Source organism: Peribacillus sp. NPDC096540 (genome assembly GCF_050278525.1).
Lineage (GTDB): Bacteria > Bacillota > Bacilli > Bacillales > DSM-1321 > Peribacillus.
Genome location: NZ_JBNNTG010000003.1, coordinates 18083 through 41599, shown reverse-complemented (window position 1 = coordinate 41599; position 23517 = coordinate 18083). Strand labels below are relative to the sequence as shown.

Here is a 23517-nt window from a genome sequence, read left to right as displayed (position 1 = left end):
AATTTCAAACAAGACTTATCCAACCAGGAAAAGAACCCGAATATTAATCTCCACCTACATAAAATCATAAGGTGTGACATTGCCCATCCCAATCATCGGATCTTCATGCATCAGGATTTCAAAATAACTTTCCTCTTGCATTGGCACCTCTGCAGATTCAGCTGGCATATCTTCATCATTCAAAGTTTCACGGAGTTTTTCAAGTAATGTAGTTTTCCGGCGCATTTCATCATTGCGCTCGATACCTAAACGGAAAGCATCTTCTTCACCACAAAGTATCAAGAAATTTTTGCTTCGGGTAATCGCCGTATACAAAAGATTACGTCGGAGCATCCGATAATAACTTTTTACAACAGGCAAAATCACAATAGGAAACTCGCTTCCCTGCGATTTATGGATTGAACAGCAATACGCGTGTGTAATCTGGTTCAAATCCTGCTTCGTGTAAGTTACTTCAATACCTTCAAACGATATAATAATCTTATCGACATGATCAGTATTTTCCTTTGCAAACAAAATTGACACGATTTCACCCATATCACCGTTAAAGACGCCTTCTTCCGGCTGGTTCACCAGTTGAAGCACTTTATCTCCCGTTCGGTAGATCACGTCTCCAAACTTGATTTCCCGTCGCTTTTCATCCGCATTGCTATTAAACACTTCTTGCAGCATTTTATTCAACGCATCAATCCCGGCAGGTCCTCTATACATTGGGGCTAGCACTTGAATGTCTTTAGCATTGAAACCCTTTGTCCTGGCATTCGCAACAACTTTCTCAATAACCTGAGCGATTTGGCCGGTCTGGCAGCGTATGAACGATCGATCTTCCTGCTGCTTCGTAACATCATTTGGAAGCCGGCCTTTTTTTATTTCATGAGCCAATTCGATGATTGATGAACCATCCGCTTGACGATAAATATGCTCAAGACTGACGGTCGGCACACAATTCGAAGCAAGTAAATCCTTTAGCACCTGTCCCGGTCCGACTGAAGGCAGCTGATCTTCATCACCAACTAAAATCACTTGGCAATTTTCCGGCAAAGCTTTAAACAATTGATTAGCTAACCACGTATCTACCATAGAAACCTCATCAATAATGACAATGCGGCCTTCTAACTGATTATCCTCATCATGGGAAAAGCCTTCACTTCCGTTCCATCCAAGCAGGCGGTGAATCGTAACCGCGGGAAGACCCGTCGATTCAGCCATGCGTTTCGCTGCACGGCCAGTAGGTGCCGCAAGCACAAATGGGAACGGATCGCTACCCTCTTTTTTATAATCATTAATGTCCATAGATACACCATGAAGTTCTGCATATAACTCGACAATCCCTTTGATAACCGTTGTTTTCCCCGTACCAGGTCCACCTGTCAAGATCAACATAGGCGACTGCAGGGCTGTTTGTATCGCCTCTTTTTGAGCTGAGGCATAGGAAACATTTAGACGCTCTTCCAACTTACCAAGTGCCAGTAAAAATTCCGATTCTGGGAACTGGTCTTCATACTCGGTTTGTGCTAGCTGCCGTTTGATGTTCATAACAATTCCCTTTTCAGAATAGTAAAGGGAAGGTGGATAAATTCGTTGATCCTCAACAACGATTTTCCCCTCTTCCGTTAATTCGATTATTTCCGAGGAAATGTTAGTAGACTCAATTTGATCGCGCTTATTTTCCTCAAGTAGCCGCTTAACAGCTTCCAACAGCTGTTCAGCTTCTATGTAGATATTTCCATCCTGCAGACATTGTGTTTCTAGTGTATATAAGCACGCAGCCTTGATTCGATCAGGATGGTTACCGGAAATGCCGAGTTGATGCCCAAGTTCATCCGCTCGCCCAAAACCAATTCCTTCGATATCCTCCACAAGCTTATATGGATTACCCTGAACCATGGTGATTGTATCCTGCTTATACATTTGATAAATCTTCATAGACAGCTGTGGACCAAAGCCATATTGATTAAGAGCAATCATTACCTGTTCCAGACCTTGATGTTCGACTAAAGTATCATAGAGACTCTTTGCCTTCTCCCCGGATAGTTTCGGAATATCATCAAGTATGGAAGGCTGAGCCAGAATTTTAGAAATTGCCTTCTCCCCGAGTGTTTCGACAATACTTTCGGCTGTTTTTTTCCCAATGCCTTTGAACAGTTCACCAGATAAATAACTGACGATTCCTTCCTTGGATTGAGGCAAATCCTTTCGAAAATGTTCGACATGAAATTGAAGACCAAAACGTGGGTGCTCCTTCATCGCTCCATAAAAAATATACGTCTCATCCTCATGCATCCTCGGAAAATAACCTGTGACGACCGCTTCCTTCTCGTCATAGTTCAAATTCGTTTCATTCACACGGATTCTTACAACAGAGTACATATTCTCTTCATTATGAAAGATCGTCACTAAATGACTTCCTTTCATAAACATTTTCTCTTCTGAAAACAAATCCATCGAATCTTGCTGGCTCAACGCTTCTCCCCACCCTTCCATACATATGTCGTCTATTTATTCAGCATTCATTTCTTCCATCAATTTCTTACCGTGTGCCGCCAACATATGGTCTGGCTGTGCTTCCAATGCTTTTTCAAAATATGTTATCGCAGCTTGGGCATCTTCACGGTACCCAGCAAACGCAACCCCTAAATTATAATAAGCATCCGCATGTCCTGGATCCTGTTCAACCACTAAATTCAATTGTTTGATCAATTCATCATACAGTTCCGCATTTGCTAGGCAAAGCGCATATTGGAACCTTGCATCCACATCCTCAGGACTCAATTCCACCGTTCTCTGTAAATAAGGCATAGCCAATTTCGGTTGATCTAACGCCATCAACGTCAATCCAAGCATAAAGTAAGCATCGCTGTTCTCAAGACCCAAACGGATTGCTTTTTCAAACATATCTTTCGCTTCAACTAATTTAGAATCTGATTCGTAGTATAAGTTCCCTAGCGAATAATAAGCAGCTGCTGCATTTTCATCAAGTTCAATCGCCTTTTTATAAAACTTGATGGCTTTTTCCGTTTCACCGACAGCTGTTAGTACATTTCCAAAGTTTATGTATGCAACCGGCTCATTTGGGTTTTCTTCTATTGCCTCATTAAAAACTTTAGCTGCTTCTTCGTATTTTCCTTGTTGCATAAACTCAATACCTTGTTGATTTTTATCCATGATCATTCACGCTCCATTTTTATATTAAAAAGTATAGCATAAGCTAGCAGTGTAATTCAGACGATGCTGTTCACAATCCAAAAGAAGTCCCCAACCGCAAACACAGCTGGGGACATGATTATTTTACCCTACGTAAGTCAGTTTTTCACCTTTTTTAAATACTTCATCAATCGTACCGCCACCTAGGCATATGTCGCCATCATAGAAAACGACTGCTTGTCCAGGTGTAATCGCGCGGATTGGCTCGTCAAATATGACTTCAACATCGCCACTTTCCAAGACTTTCACCGTAACACCGCTGTCCTCTTGACGGTAACGGAATTTTGCCGTACACGTAAATTCTGCTGCTGGTTTATGTTCCGCTACCCAACTAACATTCACAGCATTTAGGGAATTAGAATAAAGCACATCGTTATCAAAGCCTTGACACACATATAAAACATTGCGCTTCAAGTCTTTTCCCGCAACAAACCAAGGCTCGCCGCTGCCGCCAATACCAAGACCGTGACGCTGTCCGATTGTGTAATACATCAAACCGTCATGTTTACCCATTACCTTGCCTTCCATCGTAACCATATCACCTGGTTGTGCTGGAAGATAATTGCTTAAAAAGTCTTTGAAATTGCGTTCCCCGATAAAACAAATACCGGTTGAATCTTTTTTCGTTGCCGTTGCAAGACCCGCTTCTTTCGCGATTTCACGAACTTCCTTCTTATCAATGTGACCAAGTGGGAACATAACTTTTTCCAACTGTGCTTGCGTAAGCTGGTTCAGGAAATAGGTTTGATCTTTATTATTATCAACGCCGCGAAGCATTTTATATTCTCCATCTCGGTATTCAACCTGCGCATAATGGCCTGTCGCTACATAGTCAGCACCAAGGCTTACCGCGTGCTCAAGGAATGCCTTGAACTTAATTTCCTTGTTGCACATTACGTCCGGATTCGGTGTGCGTCCTGCTTTGTACTCATCCAAGAAATACGTAAAAACTTTATCCCAATATTGCTTTTCAAAATTGACCGCATAATAAGGGATACCGATTTGATTACAAACGGCAATCACATCATTGTAATCTTCCGTTGCTGTACAGACTCCGTTTTCATCTGTATCGTCCCAGTTTTTCATGAAAATCCCGACTACGTCATAGCCTTGATTTTTCAATAGCAGGGCTGATACAGAAGAATCGACGCCTCCTGACATCCCAACGACGACGCGGGTGTCTTGTGGTGCTTTATTCATTCTGTCACCTCATTTATTTAAAGAAAAAATTATTATTGTCCCAATCTTTTAACGATCTTCACGGTTGTTTCAGCAGCATGCCTAACTTCCTGTTTGGTGTTGTTTAGACCGAAACTGAAACGAATCGAATTCTTAGTCCGATCCGAACCTTTTCCAAACATCGCTACGAGCACATGCGACGGCTCAATTGACCCAGCTGTACAAGCAGACCCACTTGATACCGCAACACCGGCCAAGTCCAGATTAACGAGCATCGATTCAACATTCGTACCCGGAAAACTAACATTCAGCACATGTGGCAGCGACTGCTCCACAGATCCGTTAATTTCATATTGTACATCTGCCTCGTCAAAGACGGCAAGCAATACGTCTTTAAATTGCATGTATTGCTCCGTTTTCTTCTCCATCATACTTTGAGCAATCAAAACCGCTTCGGCAAAACCAGCAATTGCCGGCACACTTTCCGTACCAGCCCGACGTTTACGCTCCTGTTCTCCACCGTATAAATGGGGATTCAGCTTCAACCCTTCGCGCATATATAAAAAGCCGATTCCTTTTGGTCCGTTGATTTTATGCGCTGATACACTCAGCAAATCCACGCCCAACTCGCGGACATCAATATTGATCAGTCCATATGCCTGTACCGCATCAGTATGGAATAGGGTTTGATGGTCTTTAAGTAGTTGTCCGATTTCAGCAATCGGCTGGATCGTTCCAACCTCGTTGTTGCCAAACATAACCGAAACCAAAATTGTATCTTCCCGCAATGCCGCTTTTAAATCAGCAAGCGAAATAAGCCCAGCTTCATTCACAGGTAAATATGTGACTTCAAAGCCAGACTTCTCAAGGAATTGGCATGTATGCAAAACAGCATGGTGCTCAATCTCTGTCGTAATGATATGCTTTCCTTTATCTTTATACGCATTCGCAACCCCAATAATCGCCGTGTTATCTGCTTCTGTTCCACCGCTCGTAAAAATGATTTCATTCCGCCCGGCCCCGATACTTGTGGCAATACTTAAACGCGCTTCATCTAAAACATGGCGCGCTTCCCGCCCGAACGCATGAATGCTCGACGGATTACCAAAGTCATGGCTCATGACTGTCATCATCTTATCAATCACATTCGGATGCATCGGTGAAGTCGCAGCATGATCTAAATATATTCTGTTCACTTTTTTGTCGCCTCCATTAAAAAAACGCAAGCGCCTACATAATAGGCGCGTTGCTAATCACTTAAATATAATACATATAAGAATTGATTTCACCAGTGTCCTTGTAGTTCGCCAAATCCATCAACGTAGTATTATCCAATACATCTTTCACAGCGTCACGAATCCTAATCCAAAGCTGGCGTTTTACCGGCTCTTCATCCTCAATTCCCTCTACCGGAGTAATCGGTCCTTCCAATACGCGAATAACATCACCAGAAGTAATCTCCTGAGGATCTTTTGATAAGACATACCCGCCATATGCACCACGAACACTCTTCACCAATCCTGCATTACGAAGTGGCGCAATCAGCTGCTCCAAGTAATGTTCTGACAAATTATGCGTCTGGGCAATCGATTTCAAGCTTTTCGGACCTTCTCCATAATGTTTAGCTAGCTCGATCATGATCGTTAAACCATAACGGCCTTTAGTAGATATCTTCATTCATATACACCTCATATTATTTATCCGTTTATAAATTCTGTTGAAATTATAGCATATTCCTACTAGAAATGCATTCACCCGCCCTCCATTTGTCAAATTATCCTAATTGGAGAGGTGGGGAATATATTGCTAAAAGATGGATTATCCAACGCCAAGGACGAATTATTATCTATCAAGGACGAATTGTCTTACGCCAAGGACGAATGACCCCACATTTTGGCCGAATTAACTTCTTTGTAAGACAACGTACATTTTTTAAATGAAAGTTCTGTCCTTTGACACATTTACTTTTACTAAAAATACAGGAAACCTATCATTAAAAGAGAATATTTCTATTAATAAGGAGTGGTTACTATGATTATTAAAGAATGTGAGATACCTTTAAAAGTACATATGTTAGAAGCTCTAATGAGACGCTTACCACCTGATCATGCTAAGCAACCGATATTAAACTCAGATATCAAAAAAATCAAAGCAGGATATAGTGGGGAATATAGAGTCTTATCCTCTCTAAATGCCCTTCCTGAAAAAGAGTATCTATTTTTTCATGACCTCCGTCTAATTGGATCACCCTTCCCCTTCCAAATCGACATCCTCATTCTCACTTCTTATTTTCTATTAATTATTGAAGTGAAAAACATGGCTGGTGATATCTATTTCGACAACACATTCAATCAACTTATCCGCACAAATCCAGATGGAAAAACAGAAGCTTTTGATGATCCAATTCTGCAAGTGAACCGGCAGCGCCAACAGCTAGTTGAATGGTTGAAATTTAAAAAAATCATCAATCTTCCAGTAGAAACATTAGTCGTCAGCGCCAATTCATCAACTATAATACGAGCTGAGAAGAGAGATATTCATAGAAAAGTGATACGTAAAGATAGTATGCTTATAAAAATTGCAGAATTCAAAGAAAAATATAAAAAGAAAATCCTTTCAACTAGAAATATGAAAAGAATATCTACTATATTGCTCGACGAACATACACCTTATATTCCAAAGCTTTTAGAAAGTTATGGAATTCCTCTTACCGCCCTTCAAACCGGAGTGTACTGCCATAAATGTTATGTATTTTCTATGGAGAGACGATTAAGAAAGTGGATTTGCCGCATATGTTTGTATTCTTCCCATGATGCCCACATCTCCGCTCTTCAAGATTATGTATTCCTCATTAAACCTACCATTACCAACAGCGAATTCCAGAAATTCCTCCAACTCAAATCTCCATCCAGTGCAAAAAAGTTATTAACTTCATTAAAATTACATCATTCCGGCAACACCAAAGGAAGAGTTTACTTTTTACGTTCGATTATTGAGGATAGGACGAAATAATTGGTGTGAAGGTCGAATTATCTCACTGAAGGACGAATTATTTCGTGTGAAGGACGAATTATTTCGTGTAAAGGTCGAATTATTTCACTGAAGGACGAATTAGCTGCCTGAAGGGAGCATTAAATACTAATTCAACTGCATTCACAGCATAATTAGAGCATTTCACCCTTTATTTGTGATACCTTATATAAAAAGGAGAGGTGCGCAATGAATATTAAACCGCTTGCATTCCGGATGCGGCCTCGGTCGATTGATGAAATCATCGGGCAGGAGCATCTGGTCGGTGAAGGAAAGATTATCGCAAGGATGGTTAAAGCCAAGCAGTTATCTTCAATGATTCTGTATGGTCCGCCTGGAATTGGCAAGACATCGATTGCTAGTGCGATTGCCGGAAGTACGAAGTTTGCGTTTCGGACGCTAAACGCGGTAACCAATAACAAGAAAGATATGGAGATCGTCGCTGCCGAAGCGAAGATGTCTGGTAAAGTGATTTTGCTGCTTGACGAGGTCCATCGCCTCGATAAAGCGAAACAGGATTTCCTATTGCCTTATCTCGAAAACGGGATGATTACCTTAATTGGCGCGACGACTAGTAATCCTTATCATGCAATCAATCCGGCAATCCGCAGCCGGTGCCAGATTTTCGAGCTTAAATCATTGGAAATCAGCGATATCACAAAAGCCCTGGAACGTGCACTTCATGATGAAGAGCGCGGACTTGGTCAATATAAAACAGAGGTCAGCTTTGATGCTCTTACACATTTTGCGACCGCTTCGAACGGAGATGTCCGCAGTGCTCTGAACGCCCTAGAGCTCGCTGTTATTTCCACCGAACCTGACGAGTCTGAAACAATTATTATTGATTTACAAATTGCCGAGGAATGCATGCAGAAAAAAAGCTTTTCACATGACAAGGATGGAGATGCTCACTATGACGTCCTGTCCGCCTTCCAAAAATCAATCCGTGGCAGCGATGTGAATGCTGCCCTTCATTATTTAGGGCGCTTGGTGGAAGCCGGTGACCTTGTCAGCATTGCCCGCCGTTTGGTCGTCATTGCGTACGAGGACATTGGTCTTGCCAATCCGCAGGCTGGTCCTCGAGCCCTCGCTGCAGTTGAAGCCGCTGAACGGCTCGGTTTTCCAGAAGCCCGGATTCCACTGGCCAACTCAGTTGTCGAGCTGTGCTTATCACCGAAATCAAACACAGCCTATATCGCGATTGACGCAGCCTTAGCTGATATTCGGAGCGGCCATAGCGGTGACGTCCCCGACCATCTTAAGGATTCCCATTACAAAGGGGCCAAAGATCTCGGCCGAGGCATCGACTATTTATATCCCCATGATTACGAAAACGGCTGGGTGAAGCAGCAATACTTACCGAACAAACTACGCAATAAAAAATATTATAAACCGAAAAAGAGCGGGAAATTTGAACAAGCCCTTGCCTCGGTCTATGAAAATATTGAGAAAAAGAAATAACTCCGGATCACACCAGACCCGGAGTTTTTTCACTGTGGAAAATGAAAGCTTTTCACATGTCTCATATTGACAAAAACCGTATCACCTTGAGCATTCACCATCTCAATTGTGCTGTCTTGCAGTTTACTGATTTTCCCAATTTCCCAAGGGTGCCTACCTAAATTGAGCACAACCAGTTTATTGGTTAACTTTTTTAACTGTTCCTCTAATGTCCGTGCCCAGCTTAAAGTAGAGACCTGAAGAGTTTGTTCACTTTTGTTCAAGCCGTACGGTACTTTTTCATCATCACAAACTGTCAGCCACTTCAAATGATCCATCGAGATGAACATCGTTTTAAAAACAGGTGAATAAAAGACGAAGTAATTATTCATAATGCCAACGATATAGCCATAGACCGGGTTTTTTTTTTGAGTAAAATTTCAACAAATAAGCCCTTCGCATTCATCAACAATTTGCGGAACGACGTCTCACTGATTTCTGCGTCTTCCCCCGTCTCAATCTCTTCATCCGTTATTGGAAAGGAAAAATTTTCAATGTGCCGAAATGGAATATAGCGGTACACTTTTCCCGTGTACAGGACAATTATGTCCGAACTTGCTTCTATTAAATTCCCAACTATATGAATATTTCCAGAGAGTTCTAGTTCAATATACTGACCAATATTTTCAGATAACAAATTGTGACCACCTCTCTATTTTTTTTGTTAAAAAACATCCTAAATCACCATTGTGTCCCAATATCCACAGGAAGGTTGTAAAACTGTCAGTTAATTTGAATGTCCTTTCTTATTTAGTAATCGAATCGGAACGCTTAGGCTAAATTACATTTGAATTGCCTTGCTTGGCCAATTTTTCCCGGAACGCAGTCCACAGTGTGTTAGGTTTTCATTAGTGAGAAACAACATTTCAATATCTCGATTCTATCCCGATGACCTTTACAGCATTTAAATTTAGACTATTGTGGACTGCTATCGACGCGCTTTTAGCCGCAGTAAAATCGCTCCCCGTATCCAGTAAGGGGATTACACCTTCTAGAGTAATAGAATAACTTCTCCATTACGAGTACTAGTGGCATGTCCACTTTTTATAAGAAGGCACAACAACTTTGTTCGTTGCTGTACCTGTATGGTCAATCTTCTTCCTTGTTATAGATACCTTTCGATGCTTTAATCATATTTTCAAGCCACATTTGCTTAAATTTATTTACACGACGAGGCCTGACATTCTCTTCAGCTGGATTTTCATTTGAATTATTTTCATCTGAATTATTTTCATTTGAATTATTTTCATTTAAATTATTTTCATCTGTGGAGAATACAATAGTACCACTTTCGCCGGAAGGGAAATCATTTGTATTAATTTCGACGAAAAGGCGTCCATTTGAATTGCCTTCTTCTGATGAGCTTTCAGTTGAACTACTTTCATCCGATGAGCTTTCAGTTGCAATGCCTTGATCCGATGAGCTTTCAGTTGAACTACTTTCATCCGATGAGCTTTCAGTTGTAATGCCTTGATCCGATGAGCTTTCAGTTGAACTACTTTCATCCGATGAGCTTTCAGTTGTATTGCTTTCTTCTGATGAACTTTCAGTTGTATTGACTTCTTCTGATGATCTTTCAGTTGTATTGACTTCTTCCGATGAGCTTTCAGTTGTATTGCTTTCTTCTGATGAACTTTCAGTTGTATTGACTTCTTCTGATGATCTTTCAGTTGTATTGACTTCTTCTGATGAGCTTTCAGTTGAACCACTTTCTTCTGATGAACTTTCAGTTGTATTGCCTTCTTCTGATGAACTTTCAGTTGTATTGCCTTCTTCTGATGAGCTTTCAGTTGAACCACTTTCTTCTGATGAACTTTCAGTTGTATTGCCTTCTTCTGATGAGCTTTCAGTTGAATTACCTTCTTCTGATGAGCTTTCAGTTGAACCACTTTCTTCTGATGAGCTTTCAGTTGTATTACCTTCTTCTGATGAGCTTTCAGTTGTATCACTTTCGTATGATGAGCTTTCAGTTGTATCACTTTCGTATGATGAACTTTCGGCTGTATCACTTTCGTATGATGAGCTTTCAGCTGTATCACTTTCGTATGATGAGCTTTCAGCTGTATCACTTTCGTATGATGAGCTTTCAGCTGTATCACTTTCGTATGTTGAGCTTTCAGCTGTATCACTTTCGTATGATGAGCTCTCAGTTGAATTTCTGTTTTCTGATGAGCCTGTATTTGAACTATTTTCATCCTCATCCGACGTCTTTGCTAAAGTCATAACTTTTATTTGTTCGGTTGTTACATAAAATATTTCTTCATTTTGGACAACAATTACGTGCTTGTCAGCCACTTCAACCAGTACACCGTCCACCTTTTCAGGTCCGCCAGTATTAATCGAAACCCAGTTGTGGATAAGCATAGATAGGACGTCATTAAGTGTAACTGCACCCGTAAAGGTAACCTCAGATAATATATCATCATTAGATCGGCTCTCCAAGATGGTTACATTTTTAACGTTAGCATACGGGAATACGACAAGCCCGTCCTTTTCGGTGGATAGCACTAAAAATTCCTCTTTTGCATCTAAAACCCGGCCAATCTTTGATTCCGGCCCTCCACCATTCACTTTAATGGAGCTAGCAACAAGTGTTTCCAATAATTCAAAAAAAGTATTTGGAAATACTCGCTCTTCATCAAGTTCAGGTAATACACCAACATCTAATTTTTTTGCTTTTCCGATCACAATTTTCAAATACTGACTGGCATAGTAAACAAATTGATTATCTTCTGTTTGAAGAACAATATAATCATCCTTCACTTCTAATAGCTTGCCTTCTCTAGAATCCGGCCCGCCTTTAAACACCTTCACAAATTTACCTTTCAAAGCTTCAAGGTACGGTAAACTAACAGTCTTTGCCATTTTTCCTTTAGCCTCCAATAGTTATTTATACTTTAATGATATCCGTACTGCATATATATGCGCCTTCTTTCTAATAGGGACTTTGCTAATCACCCATTTTAAAGTAAATCCTCATTCCCCTAGAAATTTTTTGGTGAATCAATTTTAATTAGATTCAAAGGCTTTTCTCCTTGCAAACAATAAAATAACCTCGGAAACTTTTCCGAAGCTACTTGATTATGAAATTAGCACACGGGCACTATCCTTTTGCCCGGATTTTGTAACTGTCACATAGACCTTTCCTGATTTTTTACCGAGTTGCTTAATGGAAGATGTCACTCTTTTCCCCTTTATAATAACTAATACGTTTTTCACAATAAAAAAACTCCAAATACTAATTTGGAGTCATACAATTTACCTATGATGTCCCTTCAGCCACCCGACCACGGATTTTCCACTACTTTCGCGGAGGTCCTCGACATTTTCCTTGGCGATTATCTGGCCATCCTTAATCAGAATGACTTCATCTAGAATTTTCTCAAGAATCACCTTAATCGGATGAGCTTTCCGTTGAATCACCTTCATCGGACGAGCTTTCCGTTGAATCACCTTCATCGGATGAGCTTTCCGTTACACTGCTTTCCTCTGATGAGCTTTCAGTCGAACTACTCTCGTATGATGAGCTTTCAGTAGAATTACTTTCATTTGAAATTGTCATTTTTCCTTTAACCTCCAATAGTTATTTATACTTTAGTGATATCCGTACTGCATATATATGCGCCTTCTTTCTAATACGGACTTTCTAATCACCCATTTTATAGTAAATCGTCGTTCTCTTAGAAATTTTTTGGTGAATCTCCTTGCAAACAAAAAAATAACCTCAGAATCTTTTCCGAGGCTACTTGATTATTTTCCCTTCATAATTACCTATGATGTCCCTTCAGCCACCCGACCACCGATTTTCCACTACTTTCGCGGAGGTCCTCGACATTTTCCTTGGCGATGATCTGGCCATCCTTAATCAGAATGACTTCATCTAGAATTTTCTCGATTTCCTCGATTTCATGAGTCGTGATGATAACCGTTTGCTTTTCAAAATCGATATAAGACAGTAAACTACGTACAATCGACTCGCGGACCATAACATCCAACCCTGAAAATGGTTCATCCAATAGCACGACCGGAGCATCCCGTGACAGAGCGAGCACTAATTTAAGCCGCCCCCGATTACCTTTCGACAGCGAGCGTACCTTCTTCCGGACATCCAACTTCATGAATGCCAGCATTTCGATTGCCTTATCCCGATTAAAATCAGCAAACTGCGATGTATGAAAATCAATATACTGACTGACCGTAAAATTAGGATAGAAAAAATCAAGCTCAGTTAAATAAGAGACTGCCGAGGCAATCCTCCTACTCACCACTACTCCTTCGACCGTCACCACACCATGATCCGGTTTCACCAGACCAGCAATCAGTTTGAGCAAGGTCGACTTACCGCTTCCATTCGCTCCCAACACCCCGTAAATCTTCCCCACTTCAAACGTGAGCGAAACATTATCCAGGGCAACGACGCTTCCATACTTTTTCGTTATTTCACGCAGTTCAATCATCATTCTGCTTCCCCCTGCTTCATCAAAAATTGCTGTACCGCTTCCAACATTTCTGTTCTGGACAAGCCGATTTCTTTCATGTTTTCAACGAACGTTTCAATAACTTCGGTTTGAATCCGGGTACGCAGTGAAGCAATCAACGCCGGATCATTTTTAACGAATGTACCTTGCCCCCTTCTCGTCTCCACAATTCCATCCCTCTCAATCTCGGCGTAGGTACGCTGAATCGTATTCGGATTGACCCCCATCTCAACAGCCATTTCGCGAACTGATGGCAGTTTTTCGCCGCTTTTTATCTCTCCACGCACAATCGAATAACAAATTCGATCGGCTACTTGTAAATAAATTGGTTTTGATGCATGAAAATCCTCTGACATCAATCACACCTCAATCTTTCGGTCTAGCAGCCAACATGCCGCGAGGAACAATAACACTAATCCAATAACATCCAACCCGCTTGTCAAAAGTGAAATATTCCCTCCACCTTTTAGATAAAACTCCAACTTGAATTCAGACATATTCATCGAAGAACCACTAATCGCAGGTATAATCCAGATATCATCAAGCTTCTGATAAAGGGCCGTATTCCCAATCCTATCCCGAAGCATAATCATCCCTATACAAAGAGCAGAAACAAACAGCCAACGAAGATGTTTAATAAAATGAACCCGGGCGAGCGCATGATATACCACCCATAAAAACATCATCAATACGGCAATAACAATACCAGCCACCATCATATACCCGCCTATCTTAAACAAACCCACAAGCCCCACCATATTTTCCAGCTGAAAGTCTGCATGAAAATAACTAGTTGGGACCCTTAAAGCCACAAAAACTAAAAAGCAGGCAAATAATATCGAAGCCACCTGAAACAGGACACTCGTCAATAATTTACTTCCAAGCAAAATCGCCGACGACTGAGGATTGTAAATCCACAACTGTGTCTTCCCGTCAGAATTCAAACATCCAAAAATCAGAGAGATCATAATAAACGGTTGCATAATCATGATCAACCATGTACTCATATAAAAAAGACCTGCAACTTCCCAATACCTGGATACTAAAAAAGAAATTAACACTAAACCCGCCTGTGCAGCCAACAGCCAGAGCAGAGCATTTTTCCCAATCAGCCACTCCTTTTTCATCAATCCTATAAACGAATTCAACTTCTCAACCCCTTCACCACTGTGTTAGTTACATAGTACACAGAGACACCAAAAATTGTCAAAGGTATTATAAAATAACAAAATAAACTATTCTTTTAAACTGAAATTAAATATAATAGACTAAGTGATTACAAAACGAGGAAGGAAGTAAGATATGAGAAACGAAAAAAAGAAGAAAAAGAAACGGACATGGCTGAAAGTAGTCGGAATTGTCGTCCTTCTTATTATATTAGGCGGTGGAGCCTTTGCCTACTCCGTATGGAATGCCCTAAATAAAACTGTAGAAACGATGCATACACCCATAGACCGTACCACGGATAAACGAACAAAAGACCTTGCCCTATCAGATCAGGAGCCCTTTTCCATGCTCATGCTCGGTGTCGATGAACGAGATGGCGACAAAGGCCGTTCAGATACAATGATCGTCTTAACAGTAAATCCACAAAAGAAATCGGTTAAAATGCTGAGCATCCCGCGTGATACACGCACCGAGATTGTCGGGCACGGTACACAAGATAAAATCAACCACGCGTTTGCATTTGGCGGCGCGGCAATGTCGATGGATACTGTCGAGAACTTCCTCGATATTCCGATTGACTACTATATGAAGATCAATATGGAAGGCTTTAAGGATATCGTTGACGCAGTCGGTGGTGTGACTGTGCAAAATAATTTGGACTTCAGTTCTGATGGTGTTCATTTCGCAAAAGGTACGCTTACCCTTAATGGGAAAGATGCGCTAAGTTATGCACGAATGAGACATGATGATCCAAATGGTGATTTTGGCCGTCAATCCAGACAACGCTCCATTATTGAGGCTGTTATCAAGGAAGGCGCAAGCATTTCATCGTTGACGAAATACGATGAAGTTTTCGGTGCACTAAGTAAAAATGTTCAGACAAATTTGACGTTTGATGACATGATGGACATCCAAAAGAACTATCGGGCCGCAAGCAAAGACATTTCCGAATCATCCATAAATGGCACTGGAACGAAAATCGACGGAATCTACTATTATATTGTGTCGGAAGAAGAAAGAGAAAAAGTTCAAGCCGATTTAAAAGAACATTTAGCCATAAAATAATAAATAATGAAAAAGCTGTCTGGAACCGCATCCAGACAGCTTTTTCATTTTCTTCGTCCAATATTCTGACAAAAAACGGACATCAATTGTAGAGATTTGTTGGAATCTTTGTTGTTTATTAGGCGTAAAAAGACGGTATAATCTAGTATGAGTTGAATATTCCTTTCTTCCTCTTGAGCCATTTTTATAACTAGACACTATTATTCTTTGGACACGAATCATGTTAACTATCATTCTTAATCTATAACATAAAACAAAAGGAGTGTATTGTATGAAAATCAAGGCAGGTAGTTGGACTATGCTAAGTAAACAAGACAAAATGTTTATTCTGAAAGCTATCAGTGATCGCTCTAAAATGAAATATGTTTCATGAGAAGGAAAACTGTTGATTTTCTAGGGATATGCCCTCTCCATTTTCAATAATTAAAACAATTATAAACCTCGAAAAAGGAGAGGAATCTATTCAAAACGATAATCCCATAACAAACGCCATTCGCCTTTTTCCTTTACCACATAGCAATCCTGTTCTATTGTAAACACGCCAAAGCGAGAATCGAAGACCTGTGTTACAGGAATCTTATAGGCAGTTTTATGCACCTTTCCGTCCTTAGCCAGGCTCCAGTTCTTCACTTTTTTAGATCGCCCTACATCATACTGAAAGGTTTCCACTTCCATATGCTGCATAAAAACATGGGTCCGATTTTGCACATAATCGCCTCGATTTGGGAACCGCAGCTTCATTTCAGAACTTAATAAATCCCATGACTTCCCGAACTCCGCCCCACTCTCATACTCATAAAAATCCTCCACCAAGCGTACAGAGCCACTCGGCCAAAGAAAAATGATACAACCTCCTACAGCTAAAACTAGGAGCAAACTTGCCAATATTCCTTTTGGACTTTTATTTTGTCTTTTCACCTTTCATCACCTTCACAAGGGTCATTGCTATCATATATATGAAAAAAACGATAAAAAAGAAGCATGTTGCTAGACATACTTCTTAAGTATTTGTATCGGTACGGTATCTTGGGAGATTTCTTAGTTATAAGGATTTTAAGTAAAAAGAAAGGGGCAATCGTTCAATGATGCTTTCGCCGTCGATTTATTATAAGAAAGCATAGAATGCCTAGCAATCCACCAAATGTATCAAGCATAACATCCTCCCACAAAGGGGTACGTCCACCTGTAAATTTTTGATGCAGTTCGTCCGCACTAGCATAAAAAAGGACACACAAAAGAGCACCTGAAAACGTAATTATGCTGTTTTTTACAAAAGTGCGCCAAACACCCACCGTTAAAAAACCGAACGAAAGCTGGGAATAACCACTTACAAAACTTACGGATTATATACTATCATGTTCCTCAATGATACCGCTTAGTTTTTCCTTAAGATCTTCCACAAGCTCATTTACTGTAACATCCTGCTGAAACTCTCCTTTAGTATAGGTATCTATTAATATATCAATAAAACTCATTAGAATATCCACTCCAATATGAATAGAGCCACTATGTAAAACAATTGTCCTGAACCTATTTTTCTAAAATAAGGAATATAGCTCTTTTAATTGATAATCACATATAGTATGTGTATTAGCAAGCGTAATATACATTAATAGTGAATGAATCCAACAATATTATGACATTTGATAAAGAAGTGTCGGAATAATGAAAAATTTGAGGATTATTAAAAATGAGCTCTAACATCAGCGAAAGAATAGTTGCATATATTCATCTAATTATTTATATCAATAAACAGCAAAAGTAAAACAAAAAAAGACTGATTTCTCAGCCTTTTTGAAAACACCCGTTACAATTGACCGATAAAAAAAGTCAATTAACGGTAATATAGTCCCAATGAAAATTTTCTTGCTTCTTTCTTTTCATAAACTTCCTCGAACGTAATAAATTTGTTTTTTGTCATCAAATTCTTCTTGTATTTTGATGGCAGCTTGACATCGTCTTCGCAAAGTCCTTTTAGCTTTTTCTTTATTTTATAGTATCGTCAAATTCATAAAAATATTAACTGTATTATTCATTATTTTTTTGATGAGCCGCATTTCATAAATTAATATCTGATCTTTACTATATAGTCTACTATAAATCATATAAAGTTCATTCATTCAAAATATTTCATAATACCAATTACCATATTAAATGGACAAAGGTTTCATTCACCTCTACAAAGTTTCCTATCCCTATCTGTTGCTAAGGAACTGTTTTTAGGGCTGCAATTTGATTAAACTAGAAACTTTTTGCTGATATAAGAAAGCGCTTATAATAGTGCTATATACTGATAATCATTTCTTTTATTAAATATTACTATACTACTTATTGAAAGTTTTAGTATCGGAACATTCCAGTCAGGAAATATATCTAATTATATCCGAATATTCTATAGAAATAATAGTACTTACAATTTCCGATCTATACTATAGGGAAATAACAATATATTATTCTAATCTAAGAAACACTTAGGTATCAGCGCACGGAAATGAATAATTTTGTTGATAAAAGATCGTTTCATCCGCAAGCTTTTAAATAAAAAAAAGGCTGAATAACAGCCATTCAAAGTAGATATATTTTTTTATTTTTCTAATTCCAATTCTTGCGGGGCTGATTATTCAAGTTCTGTTCATTCTGAATAAAATTTCGCACTTCTTGAATGGAAACACCTAAACTTTTTGCTTTCAAAATTAAATTAACCCATTCTGCATCAATTTTTTTTTGCATATCTTCTTTTTCACCCTATTTGCGGTAACACAGCCGTCTTAGCATAGCCTTAGACCTGTAATTTTGCGTCCCTACTTTTCAATAGGTTTGCCGTTCTCAGGAGTATTGAATATTTTACAAGATCTACTTACGATGGTGGTTAAAAACTTTAATGAAGACATCTCCATTTTCTGATTACTTAACCCCAATTTCATCCATATTGCAGTAACCCAGCTATCCTAGCAAATGCCTTAGTTTTGTGGTTTTGGCCCTTACTTTTCAATTACTATATTGAGATTTATTATACTTATTATGTTAACAAATGTTAATAGGTAATATTAGTAAGTAATTTAAAATGTCTTCTTAATAATCTTAAGATCTATATTCTTTAGTCTAATGACAGGCTATAACCAATTCCCTTCCTTCATAAACTAAACATAAAAAAACTACTATTATATAAACCTTTGACATAAACGGTTTTATCCGTCCCCCATTTACTTGAAACTTACTTTTAAAGAACAACTGTATTATCCCTTAAATAAACCTCACTAAATGCCAACTGGCCAGTAACATTTTCTTTCAAGTTTATTAAATTAAAAATTTCAAGATGATTGAAATGTACCAGCTTTCCGGAATTTCCTTGTAGATTCAAATTTAAAGGTAATGCTATATACCATCTCTAGTGTCTGTTTTACTCATTAAGAATTATTTGTAATCGAGGAACAGTGTTTACTCTATCATTATATAAAAACCAAACTTCCCCTAATAATTGAGCTTATAGATCAGGATACCGCGTTCCATTTTTTACTTTTTTTGTCTACTTTTGTCTGTGTTTGTCTGTTTTAAAGAACTAACTATACTTTATAACGAACAAATGCTATATTATAAAAAAACGGTTCTTATGGAGGGGGAATATGAATAGTAGATATGAGGAATTTGACTCATTAAGAGGATTAGCTGCACTTATTGTATTAGTTGGACATTATATGATGATATACCCTTCATATGAAAGTTATCGGTATGATTCAAACAGTCCCTTCAATGTCTATTTGTTCAAGGAAACTCCTCTTCGCCTTTTTTTCAGTAGTGGTAATGAGTCTGTCATTCTATTCTTTGTATTAAGTGGTTTTGTTTTGTATTTATCTATTAATAATGCTAAATTCCATTATCCTACATACTTAATAAAACGAGTTTTTCGAATTTATTTACCATATCTAGTAGCTATCAGCATAGCTATATTGGCTAAAATGCTTTTAACCCATTATATTGATATGCCTTTTATTAGTAACTGGTTTAGTAAATCCTGGACCGTTTCAGACACACCTGCTCTTTTATTACACCATCTTTTGTTTATCGGAAGTTACAATACAGACGCCTATAACAATGTAATATGGTCTCTTGTTCACGAAATGAGGATCTCGATCACATTTCCATTTTTGATTCTTTTTTTTATACGCAAAAAGCTTAAATACTCCATATTCTGGTTCGTTTTTTTAAGTTTTTCATCAACTATGATTTTATATTTGTTTGGTTCTAGTTTGAACATAACTAGCAGTCTTTTAAGTTTTCACTATATGACTCTTTTTTTAATGGGGGCAATATTAGCGAAGTATCGCCATGACCTTTTTAACTATACTTTTAAAATGAAAAAAACTGTAAAAATTGTACTATTAATAATCGCAGTTATTTGTTTTATGTACGAAGGAATAATTGGTGAAGTGGATTTATTAAATAATTATATTTTCAGGGACTATGTTGTCTCGTGTGGAGTTTGTATCTTTATGATTATGAGCATATCTTCCTTAAAACTTTCATCATTATTAAGGTCTAAAATACTTACTCTTCTCGGTAAAATTTCTTATAGTCTGTATTTGTATCATCTCATTTCCTTATTCTCATTCATGTACTTATTTTATGATAAGTTGCCAACCGGCTTGATTTTAATTTTTTCCTTCTTCTTTTCTTTTTTACTATCTTCATTGGCGTATCTATTTGTTGAGAAACCATGCATGAACCTTGGAAAGTTTATTACGAGAAGAAAAAAACAAGTAACAGAAATACCCGTGAGTTCTATACCTGTAAAACGAAAAATAGGGTAAAAGATACCTATTTATAGAATGATTTTCAAAAAGAATATTGCTAATTGAAAGGTAAATAATTTCTCTAAAAAAGTGGTGAAATAGATGAATGAAAAAGTAAAAATTAAAGACTTTATACGTATCTTAAAAAAGCGAATATTAATCATTATACTTTCTACAGTTTGTATTACTGGTTTCGTTATTTTTTCTTCCATGTACATTATGAAACCAACTTATCAGTACTCTACTCAAGTTCTGGCAGGATCTTTAAGTATGGGAGAAAAGGAAACTTCCATAAATAAAGTGCAAGAGAACAGACAGCTGGCTCTATCGTACATGGATATCATCAAAAGTCCACAAATTATGACAGGAGTTAAAGAGGAGTTAAACCTAAAGACTTCAAGTTATGAATTACTCAAGCAAGTTTCTATTACCAATAGAGATAATTCTCAGATTATTATTATTACCGTCAAAGATTCTAATCCTGAGTCAGCTAAAGCCATTGCACAGACTGTCGCAATGCATTCTATATCTAAATTTAAAGACTTTGCAAACGTAAAACAGATTAATATTCTTAATGATTCCGAAATGGAACAAGCAGAACTTCTTTTTCCAAAACCCAAATTCATATTAGCCATTTCAATCGTAATAGGCTTATTTGCCGGAATAGGTTTAGCACTTCTTCGAGAACACTTTGATGATGCAGCCTACAGCGATCATCAGCTTGAGCACCTCGGACTTCCACTATTAGGAAGAGTAAGCTTAAATAACAAAAGGAAAGACAAAACACGGAAAACACCTTATAAGACATTATCCTCTACGGAACGTGGTGAACATAGTGGCTATTAAATTCACAAAGAATCAACCCTTTTATCTAAATGATGTCAACAATAAAGAACAATTTTATTCCATATGTAACAATATCGAATCCAAGCTCAAAAAAGAAGATTCACTATTAATGGTTACATCAATTGCACAATCACAAAATATAGCCAATGCAACCGCGTACTTAGCTCTTGCCTTTTCTGAACAGCGTAAACGAGTGCTGGTAGTGGATGCTAATCTTCGCCAACCTTCATTACATCATGTGTTTAATATCGATAATTCATTTGGTTTGACCACCTTACTCTTAAATAAGCAACCAAAAAATAGTGATCATGCAATACATATAAAAGATCATCTATTCTGTTTACCCACTAGCGAAGTCCTTTATGAACCAGCGACATTATTAACATTAGAGACCCTTCCCACCCTAATTGAGGAGTGGAAAGAGATTTTTGATATTATTCTGTTTCACACTTCAGATAGTTTAAACAAACCTGATGCACAAATCATAGCTAAATACTGTGATGGCATTATTTTAGCGATACAAGAAGGAAGAGATAAGTTAGAAAAGATTGTGAATGTGAAAACACAATTTGAACGGGCAAAACACGAAATAACCGGTACAATGATCATTTCATGAATAAAGGAGGGTAACAATTGGGTTCAAAGGTTAGAGTTGATAGAGAGGAAGAAATACTAATAGAACCACTATCGACATCACCATATTTTGCTATAAAGCGTTCTATAGATTTTATCGTTTCGTTTTTTATGTTACTTCTTTTATCACCTATTTTAATTTTATTCTGCATTCTTATTCCTATTGACTCAACTGGTTCCCCTTTTTTTTGTCAGCAACGACTGGGACTAAATGGGAGGTCTTTCAAAATGATTAAATTACGTTCCATGGGTTTAGATGCCGAAAAAAATGGGCCACAATGGGCAAGTGAAAAAGATTCTAGAGTTACAAGAATAGGAGCATTTATACGAAAAACCCGTATTGATGAAATCCCTCAGCTTATTAATGTTTTAAAAGGAGATATGTCACTCATTGGCCCAAGGCCTGAAAGAGAATATTTCTATAAGGAATTTGATAAGTTCTTACCTGGCTTTAAAAGTCGTTTATTTGTAAAACCAGGCATAACTGGATGGGCACAAGTAAATGGGGGTTATGATTTAACACCAAAAGAGAAGTTGAATTTCGACTTATATTATATTCAACATCGCTCACTTGTTATGGAAATCAAGATTTTGTTTCGAACATTGGCAATTGTCTTTACTGGCAATGGAGCTAGATAATCGATTAAAAGGGGTAATGAGAAATGGATAAGGTACTAGTAACTGGAGGATTTGGTTTTATTGGGTCTCATATTGTAGATACATTGATTCAGAATAATTATGAAGTGGCTGTTTATGATAACTTATCTACCGGATCCATCGAGAATGTCCATTCAAAAGTCATTCCCTTCTTTGGAAATGTAGAAGATGAAGTCTCACTAGAACAGGCGATGCAGACATTTAGGCCTGACTATGTCGTTCATCAAGCCGCGCAAGTTAGTGTACAACAATCAATTTCAGATATCACGAATGATGCACAGATTAATATCATGGGAACCATAAATATTGCTAAGCTTTCTCACAAGTATGCCGTTAAAAAGATTGTATTTGCCTCATCAGCGGCTGTATATGGAAACTCTAATGTTATGCCAATTACCTTATCGCATGATACTCATCCATTATCACCTTATGGTGCCTCAAAAAAAACTGCTGAAGATTATCTAATGCTTGCAAAAGAATTATTTGGTTTAGACTATGTAAACCTCCGTTATAGTAATGTGTATGGTCCAAGACAGACAACAAGTGGTGAAGGCGGCGTTATATCAATTTTCACAAATCTTGTCATTAACAAAGAGCAGCCTGTTATTTATGGTGATGGTTACCAAACGAGGGATTTTATCTATGTAAAAGATGTAGCGAATGCCAATCTAAAAGCGTTAGAATTCGACGGAAGTGGTACCTTCAATATTTCATCAACCACCAGTATAAGTATCAATCAATTATTCTCAATTATTCAATCATTTGGCAAACATGATTTATCCCCTATATATCAACCAGAAAAAAATGGAGACATCAAAGAAAGTTTACTCTGTAATAAAGTGAGTATACAAGAATTGGGTTGGCATCCCGTTTATTCGCTTGAAAAGGGACTTGCGAATACATTTGATTATTACCTGAAGAAAAGTCAGTCTTTACCACTACTCGATCCAACGACTATATCGTCATAA

General features: G+C 38.2%; 25 protein-coding genes, 1 pseudogene and 1 riboswitch. Of the genes and pseudogenes, 8 read left to right on the top strand and 18 right to left on the bottom strand.

All coding sequences use genetic code 11. The annotated features are described in order from the left end of the window. Positions 1 to 54 precede the first annotated feature (54 nt). From recD2 to cymR, 5 genes are all read right to left on the bottom strand, one after another. Positions 55 to 2463, bottom strand: coding sequence for an SF1B family DNA helicase RecD2 (gene recD2, locus ACQKMR_RS04020; RefSeq protein WP_427696132.1), 2409 nt, complete (start codon positions 2461 to 2463; stop codon positions 55 to 57). A gap of 36 nt (positions 2464 to 2499) precedes the next feature. Further along, positions 2500 to 3165, bottom strand: coding sequence for a tetratricopeptide repeat protein (locus tag ACQKMR_RS04015; RefSeq protein WP_427696131.1), 666 nt, complete (start codon positions 3163 to 3165; stop codon positions 2500 to 2502). 123 nt (positions 3166 to 3288) lie between these two features. Next, entirely contained in the window at positions 3289 to 4404 is a 1116-nt protein-coding gene (gene mnmA / locus ACQKMR_RS04010; RefSeq protein ID WP_427696130.1) for a tRNA 2-thiouridine(34) synthase MnmA, read from the bottom strand. Positions 4405 to 4436: 32 nt separating this feature from the next. Then, positions 4437 to 5579, bottom strand: coding sequence for a cysteine desulfurase family protein (locus ACQKMR_RS04005; protein ID WP_427696129.1), 1143 nt, complete (start codon positions 5577 to 5579; stop codon positions 4437 to 4439). Positions 5580 to 5640: 61 nt separating this feature from the next. Beyond that, complete coding sequence (gene cymR, locus ACQKMR_RS04000; protein WP_089361582.1) at positions 5641 to 6060, bottom strand: cysteine metabolism transcriptional regulator CymR; 420 nt, start codon at positions 6058 to 6060, stop codon at positions 5641 to 5643. A gap of 354 nt (positions 6061 to 6414) precedes the next feature. On the opposite strand from cymR, the gene ACQKMR_RS03995 reads away from it, so the two are divergent. Next, positions 6415 to 7395, top strand: a complete 981-nt coding sequence (locus ACQKMR_RS03995) for a nuclease-related domain-containing protein (RefSeq protein WP_427696128.1) — start codon at positions 6415 to 6417, stop codon at positions 7393 to 7395. Between the two features lie 207 nt (positions 7396 to 7602). Continuing rightward, the gene (locus ACQKMR_RS03990) at positions 7603 to 8874 is read left to right on the top strand and encodes a replication-associated recombination protein A (protein ID WP_427696127.1); all 1272 of its coding nucleotides are present in this window, start codon (positions 7603 to 7605) and stop codon (positions 8872 to 8874) included. Between the two features lie 29 nt (positions 8875 to 8903). On the opposite strand, the gene ACQKMR_RS03985 is transcribed toward ACQKMR_RS03990, so the two are convergent. The 9 genes from ACQKMR_RS03985 to ACQKMR_RS03945 all read right to left on the bottom strand — a co-directional run bounded on the left by ACQKMR_RS03985 (position 8904) and on the right by ACQKMR_RS03945 (position 14539). Then, positions 8904 to 9191, bottom strand: a complete 288-nt coding sequence (locus ACQKMR_RS03985) for a hypothetical protein (protein ID WP_427696126.1) — start codon at positions 9189 to 9191, stop codon at positions 8904 to 8906. 50 nt (positions 9192 to 9241) lie between these two features. Beyond that, positions 9242 to 9550 (bottom strand): hypothetical protein, encoded by a 309-nt coding sequence (locus tag ACQKMR_RS03980; RefSeq protein WP_427696125.1) that lies wholly within the window; start codon positions 9548 to 9550, stop codon positions 9242 to 9244. 452 nt (positions 9551 to 10002) lie between these two features. Beyond that, positions 10003 to 11778 (bottom strand): hypothetical protein, encoded by a 1776-nt coding sequence (locus ACQKMR_RS03975; protein ID WP_427696124.1) that lies wholly within the window; start codon positions 11776 to 11778, stop codon positions 10003 to 10005. Positions 11779 to 11994: 216 nt separating this feature from the next. Then, the gene (locus ACQKMR_RS03970) at positions 11995 to 12132 is read right to left on the bottom strand and encodes a hypothetical protein (protein WP_427696123.1); all 138 of its coding nucleotides are present in this window, start codon (positions 12130 to 12132) and stop codon (positions 11995 to 11997) included. 39 nt (positions 12133 to 12171) lie between these two features. Continuing rightward, on the bottom strand, positions 12172 to 12342 hold the full coding sequence (locus ACQKMR_RS03965; RefSeq protein WP_427696122.1) for a hypothetical protein: 171 nt from the start codon (positions 12340 to 12342) through the stop codon (positions 12172 to 12174). Next, entirely contained in the window at positions 12308 to 12475 is a 168-nt protein-coding gene (locus ACQKMR_RS03960) for a hypothetical protein (protein ID WP_427696121.1), read from the bottom strand. The genes ACQKMR_RS03965 and ACQKMR_RS03960 overlap by 35 nt, the downstream gene beginning before the upstream one ends. A gap of 205 nt (positions 12476 to 12680) precedes the next feature. Beyond that, positions 12681 to 13370 (bottom strand): ABC transporter ATP-binding protein, encoded by a 690-nt coding sequence (locus ACQKMR_RS03955; RefSeq protein ID WP_427696346.1) that lies wholly within the window; start codon positions 13368 to 13370, stop codon positions 12681 to 12683. Then, positions 13370 to 13747 carry a GntR family transcriptional regulator gene (locus ACQKMR_RS03950; protein ID WP_427696120.1) on the bottom strand — a complete coding sequence of 126 codons (378 nt, stop codon included), beginning with the start codon at positions 13745 to 13747 and terminating at the stop codon, positions 13370 to 13372. The genes ACQKMR_RS03955 and ACQKMR_RS03950 overlap by 1 nt, the downstream gene beginning before the upstream one ends. A 3-nt stretch (positions 13748 to 13750) precedes the next feature. After that, positions 13751 to 14539 carry a hypothetical protein gene (locus tag ACQKMR_RS03945; RefSeq protein ID WP_427696119.1) on the bottom strand — a complete coding sequence of 263 codons (789 nt, stop codon included), beginning with the start codon at positions 14537 to 14539 and terminating at the stop codon, positions 13751 to 13753. Positions 14540 to 14693: 154 nt separating this feature from the next. On the opposite strand from ACQKMR_RS03945, the gene ACQKMR_RS03940 reads away from it, so the two are divergent. Next, complete coding sequence (locus ACQKMR_RS03940) at positions 14694 to 15623, top strand: LytR family transcriptional regulator (RefSeq protein WP_427696118.1); 930 nt, start codon at positions 14694 to 14696, stop codon at positions 15621 to 15623. 459 nt (positions 15624 to 16082) lie between these two features. Here ACQKMR_RS03940 and ACQKMR_RS03935 read toward each other — a convergent pair whose 3' ends face one another. The 4 genes and pseudogenes from ACQKMR_RS03935 to ACQKMR_RS03920 form a co-directional block, all read right to left on the bottom strand. Further along, the gene (locus ACQKMR_RS03935; RefSeq protein ID WP_427696117.1) at positions 16083 to 16541 is read right to left on the bottom strand and encodes a hypothetical protein; all 459 of its coding nucleotides are present in this window, start codon (positions 16539 to 16541) and stop codon (positions 16083 to 16085) included. Between the two features lie 161 nt (positions 16542 to 16702). Next, positions 16703 to 16918, bottom strand: a pseudogene (locus ACQKMR_RS03930) (VanZ family protein); the annotation flags it as partial. Between the two features lie 48 nt (positions 16919 to 16966). Beyond that, complete coding sequence (locus ACQKMR_RS03925; protein ID WP_427696116.1) at positions 16967 to 17098, bottom strand: hypothetical protein; 132 nt, start codon at positions 17096 to 17098, stop codon at positions 16967 to 16969. A gap of 1117 nt (positions 17099 to 18215) precedes the next feature. Beyond that, the gene (locus ACQKMR_RS03920) at positions 18216 to 18353 is read right to left on the bottom strand and encodes an anti-repressor SinI family protein (RefSeq protein ID WP_427696115.1); all 138 of its coding nucleotides are present in this window, start codon (positions 18351 to 18353) and stop codon (positions 18216 to 18218) included. A gap of 20 nt (positions 18354 to 18373) precedes the next feature. Further along, a riboswitch (cyclic di-GMP riboswitch) is annotated at positions 18374 to 18455 on the bottom strand. Positions 18456 to 19246: 791 nt separating this feature from the next. Here ACQKMR_RS03920 and ACQKMR_RS03915 point away from each other — a divergent pair. The 5 genes from ACQKMR_RS03915 to ACQKMR_RS03895 all read left to right on the top strand — a co-directional run bounded on the left by ACQKMR_RS03915 (position 19247) and on the right by ACQKMR_RS03895 (position 23517). Beyond that, complete coding sequence (locus tag ACQKMR_RS03915; protein WP_427696114.1) at positions 19247 to 20431, top strand: acyltransferase family protein; 1185 nt, start codon at positions 19247 to 19249, stop codon at positions 20429 to 20431. 84 nt (positions 20432 to 20515) lie between these two features. Further along, positions 20516 to 21259 (top strand): YveK family protein, encoded by a 744-nt coding sequence (locus tag ACQKMR_RS03910; RefSeq protein WP_427696113.1) that lies wholly within the window; start codon positions 20516 to 20518, stop codon positions 21257 to 21259. Continuing rightward, positions 21249 to 21875, top strand: coding sequence for a CpsD/CapB family tyrosine-protein kinase (locus ACQKMR_RS03905; protein ID WP_427696112.1), 627 nt, complete (start codon positions 21249 to 21251; stop codon positions 21873 to 21875). Before ACQKMR_RS03910 ends, ACQKMR_RS03905 begins: the two co-directional genes overlap by 11 nt. Before the next feature lie 17 nt (positions 21876 to 21892). Beyond that, positions 21893 to 22531, top strand: coding sequence for a sugar transferase (locus ACQKMR_RS03900; RefSeq protein WP_427696111.1), 639 nt, complete (start codon positions 21893 to 21895; stop codon positions 22529 to 22531). A gap of 23 nt (positions 22532 to 22554) precedes the next feature. Then, entirely contained in the window at positions 22555 to 23517 is a 963-nt protein-coding gene (locus tag ACQKMR_RS03895; protein ID WP_427696110.1) for an NAD-dependent epimerase/dehydratase family protein, read from the top strand.